Origin of the sequence: Microbacterium sp. UBA3394, from assembly GCF_002358725.1 — a bacterium.
Taxonomy (GTDB): domain Bacteria; phylum Actinomycetota; class Actinomycetes; order Actinomycetales; family Microbacteriaceae; genus Microbacterium; species Microbacterium luteum.
In genome coordinates, this window is the sequence record NZ_DEPK01000081.1 from 1 (window position 1) to 3,531 (window position 3,531).

A 3,531-nucleotide genomic window follows, 5' to 3' on the forward strand; every position below is an offset into this window, starting at 1 on the left:
TGCCGGGTCATCGGTGATGATCGCCTCGGTGTGGTGCGTCGAGTAGGTTCGGATGTGCGTCAGCGCCTCGTCGATCCCGTCGACGACGCGCATGGCCAGATCCAGACTCAGGTACTCCGTGGACCAGTCGTCATCGGTGGCCGCCACGACGCGAGGCGAGAGTCCTGAGATCGTCTCGTCTCCATACACGGTCACCCCCGCCGCCTCGAGCGCGACCAGCAGGTCGGGGACGAGTCCGAGAGCATCGCGGTGCACGAGGACGGTTTCGACGGCGTTGCAGACGCTGGGTCGCTGCGCCTTCGCGTTGACGACGATCTCCCGCGTCCAGTCTGCGCGCGCGGTGGCGTCGACGAAGATGTGCACGACCCCCGCGCCGGTCTCGATGACGGGCACGGTCGATTCCGTCACGACCGTTTCGATGAGCTGCGCGCTTCCCCGTGGAACGAGGATGTCGACCAGCCCTCGCGCGGTCATCAGCTCGCGTGCGCCGTCGCGTCCGAACGCATCGATCGTCTGCACCGCTTCGGGGTCGATGTCTACAGAGGCGAGGGCATGCCGCATGGCTGACACGAGGGCCCTGTTCGTGTTCTCGGCCGCGCTGCCGCCGCGCAGGACGACCGCGTTCCCCGACCGCAGGGCGAGGGCTGCGATGTCGACGGTCACGTTCGGCCGGGCCTCGTAGATCGCGCCGACGACGCCGAAGGGAACGGCGACCTTCGTCAGCCGGATGCCGCCGCCGATGATGCGCTCGTCGAGGACACGTCCGACGGGGTCGGGAAGGTCGGCGATCTCCCGCACGGCGGCGGCGAGAGCGGCGACGCGCGGGGCGTCCAGGCGCAGACGGTCGCGCAGGCCATCGGCGAGCCCGCTCGCCGCACCGCGTGCGAGATCCTCGGCGTTCGCGGCGACGATCTCGGCGGAGGCCGCCTCGATCGCGTCGGCGATGGTCCGCAGCGCGTGCGACTTGGCCTCGTCGTCCAGGAGCGCGACGGCTCGGCTGGCATCCTTCGCCCGCTGCATCCGCTCGCGTGCCGAAGCCTCCGTCACCGTACTCATCGTTCCAGCCTACTGATTCCCGGCCGCCCGCACGGGCCCCGTGGCGGGCGCCGCATCAGGTGCCGGATCCGGCTCGAACCACGTGCCGACGTGACGCCCCTCGAGCGCATCGGCCACGAGGTCCGCGCTCGTCACGAGCACGCCGATGCCCGCTGCAGAAGCGAGCTTGGCGGCCGAAGCCTTCGTCGCGGCCCCACCGGTGCCGAGGCTGTTGACGACCGTAGCGCCGAACTCGTAGTCATCGAGATCGTCGCCCCAGTCCACACGATCGATCGGGCGAGCACCCGGCTCGCCCGGCGGGCGCGTGTAGAGGCACTCGATGTCGCTGAGGAGAACCAGCGCGTCGGCACCGATCAGGCGGGCGACCAGCGCTGCCAGGCGGTCGTTGTCACCGAAGCGGATCTCGTGGGTCGCTACGGTGTCGTTCTCGTTGACGATCGGCAGAATGCGCAGTCCCAGCAGCCGCTCCATCGCGCGGCGCGCATTCGATCGCGGTGTCGCGTTCTCGAGGTCGCCTGCCGTCAGCAGCACCTGCCCGGCGACGACACCGAAGGGGCGCAGCGCATCCTGGTAGCGATAGATCAGCACGTTCTGCCCGACCGCCGCGGCCGCCTGCTGTGTGGCGAGGTCGGTGGGACGCTCGTCGAGCGTGAGGTACGGCATGCCGGTGGCGATCGCTCCCGATGAGACCAGCACGACCTCGGCGCCGCGAGCGTGGGCGTGGGCGAGCGCCTCGACGATCGGCGCGATCTTGCCGCGGTTCGCACCGCTGATCGACGAGGACCCCACCTTGACCACCACGCGGCGCACGGTGGCGAGACCGGAGCGGTCGACGACGCTCACGCGCCGCTCTCCTCGCTCCACCCCGACGACGAGAGGCGCTCGGCCTCGAGATCGGCGCGCGCCTCGGCCTTGGCATCCATGCGTTCGCGATACTGCTCCCGCCGCTGCGACGTCGTGCGGCGGTTCGACGGATCGATCCGGGGATCGGTCCCGCGCGGAGCCGTCATGAGTTCGGCGGCCGAGCTGAGCGACGGCTGCCAGTCGAAGACGACGCCGTCGCCTTCGCCGATCACGACGGTCGCGCCGGGGGTCGCACCGGCGCGGAACAGCTCGTCTTCGACGCCGAGCTTGTCGAGGCGGTCGGCGAGGAACCCGACGGCCTCGTCGTTGCGGAAGTCGGTCTGCTGCACCCAGCGCTCCGGCTTTGCGCCGACGATGCGGTAGAGGTTGCCGTAGGTGCCGCCCTCGACCCGGATGGAGAACTCCTTCTCGGAACCGCGCGGGCGGATGACCACGCGCTCCTGCGGCCCCTCGTCGGCTCGCGTCGCCCGGTGGGCGGCGATGATCTCCCCCAGAGCGAACGTGAGCTCACGCAGCCCGGAGCGAGCGACGGTGGAGATGTCGAAGACGCGGAAGCCGCGAGCCTCGAGGTCGGGGCGCACGAGATCGGCGAGGTCCTTGGCCTCGGGCACATCGAGCTTGTTGAGTGCGACCAGCTGGGGCCGTTCGAGCAGCGGCACCTGATCGTCGGCGACCGGGTAGGCCGCGAGCTCCGCGAGAATGACGTCGAGATCGCTCAGCGGATCTCGTCCGGGGTCGAGGGTGGCGCAGTCGAGCACGTGCACCAGTGCCGTGCACCGCTCGACGTGCCGGAGGAACTCCAGCCCCAGCCCGCGCCCCTCGCTGGCACCCTCGATGAGCCCGGGGACGTCGGCGATGGTGTAGCGCGTGTCACCGGCCTGGACGACGCCCAGGTTCGGATGCAGCGTCGTGAACGGGTAGTCGGCGATCTTCGGTCGCGCGGCCGAGACCGCCGCGATCAGGCTCGACTTGCCGGCCGAGGGGAATCCGACCAGCGCCACATCGGCGACGGTCTTCAGCTCGAGGACGACATCGCCCTCCCAGCCGGGCGTGCCCAGCAGCGCGAAGCCGGGCGCCTTCCGCTTCGGTGACGCCAGGGCGGCGTTCCCGAGTCCTCCGAGGCCGCCCGGGGCAGCGACGAAACGCATTCCGGGGTGGATGAGGTCGACGAGGGTCTCGCCGTCGGGCGACTTCACCACGGTCCCGACCGGCACAGACAGCTCGAGGTGCTCTCCCGCCGCGCCGGACCGGTTGTCGCCCATGCCGAACCCGCCGTTGTCGGCGCTGCGGTGCGGAGAGTGGTGGTACGACAGCAGCGTCGTCTCCTGCGGGTCGGCGACGAGCACGATGTCTCCGCCGTGTCCGCCGTTGCCGCCGTCGGGACCGGCGAGGGGCTTGAACTTCTCCCGTCGCACCGACACGCAGCCGTTGCCGCCCTTGCCCGCGCGCAGGTGAAGGGTCACCCGATCGACGAAGGTGACCATGTCATTCCCCTCAGGATGTGGATACAGATGAGGGGCGAGCCGAAGCCCGCCCCTCATCGAAGACTTCTCGTGAGCCCCGGATCACTCCGCAGCTGCGACGATGTTGACGACCTTGCGACCGCCCTTG

Annotated in this window: 3 protein-coding genes; all 3 read right to left on the reverse strand. The window is 70.3% G+C overall.

Annotation, left to right across the window (positions count from 1 at the left end; translation table 11 throughout):
• A partial coding sequence (locus B4E30_RS04580) for a glutamate-5-semialdehyde dehydrogenase (RefSeq protein ID WP_286793684.1) occupies nt 1–1,056 on the reverse strand: 1,056 nt, incomplete at its 3' end.
• Between the two features lie 9 nt (nt 1,057–1,065).
• The gene (gene proB / locus B4E30_RS04585; RefSeq protein ID WP_286793685.1) at nt 1,066–1,899 is read right to left on the reverse strand and encodes a glutamate 5-kinase; all 834 of its coding nucleotides are present in this window, start codon (nt 1,897–1,899) and stop codon (nt 1,066–1,068) included.
• Nucleotides 1,896–3,404 carry a GTPase ObgE gene (gene obgE / locus B4E30_RS04590; RefSeq protein ID WP_286793686.1) on the reverse strand — a complete coding sequence of 503 codons (1,509 nt, stop codon included), beginning with the start codon at nt 3,402–3,404 and terminating at the stop codon, nt 1,896–1,898. Before obgE ends, proB begins: the two co-directional genes overlap by 4 nt.
• Nucleotides 3,405–3,531: the final 127 nt, after the last annotated feature.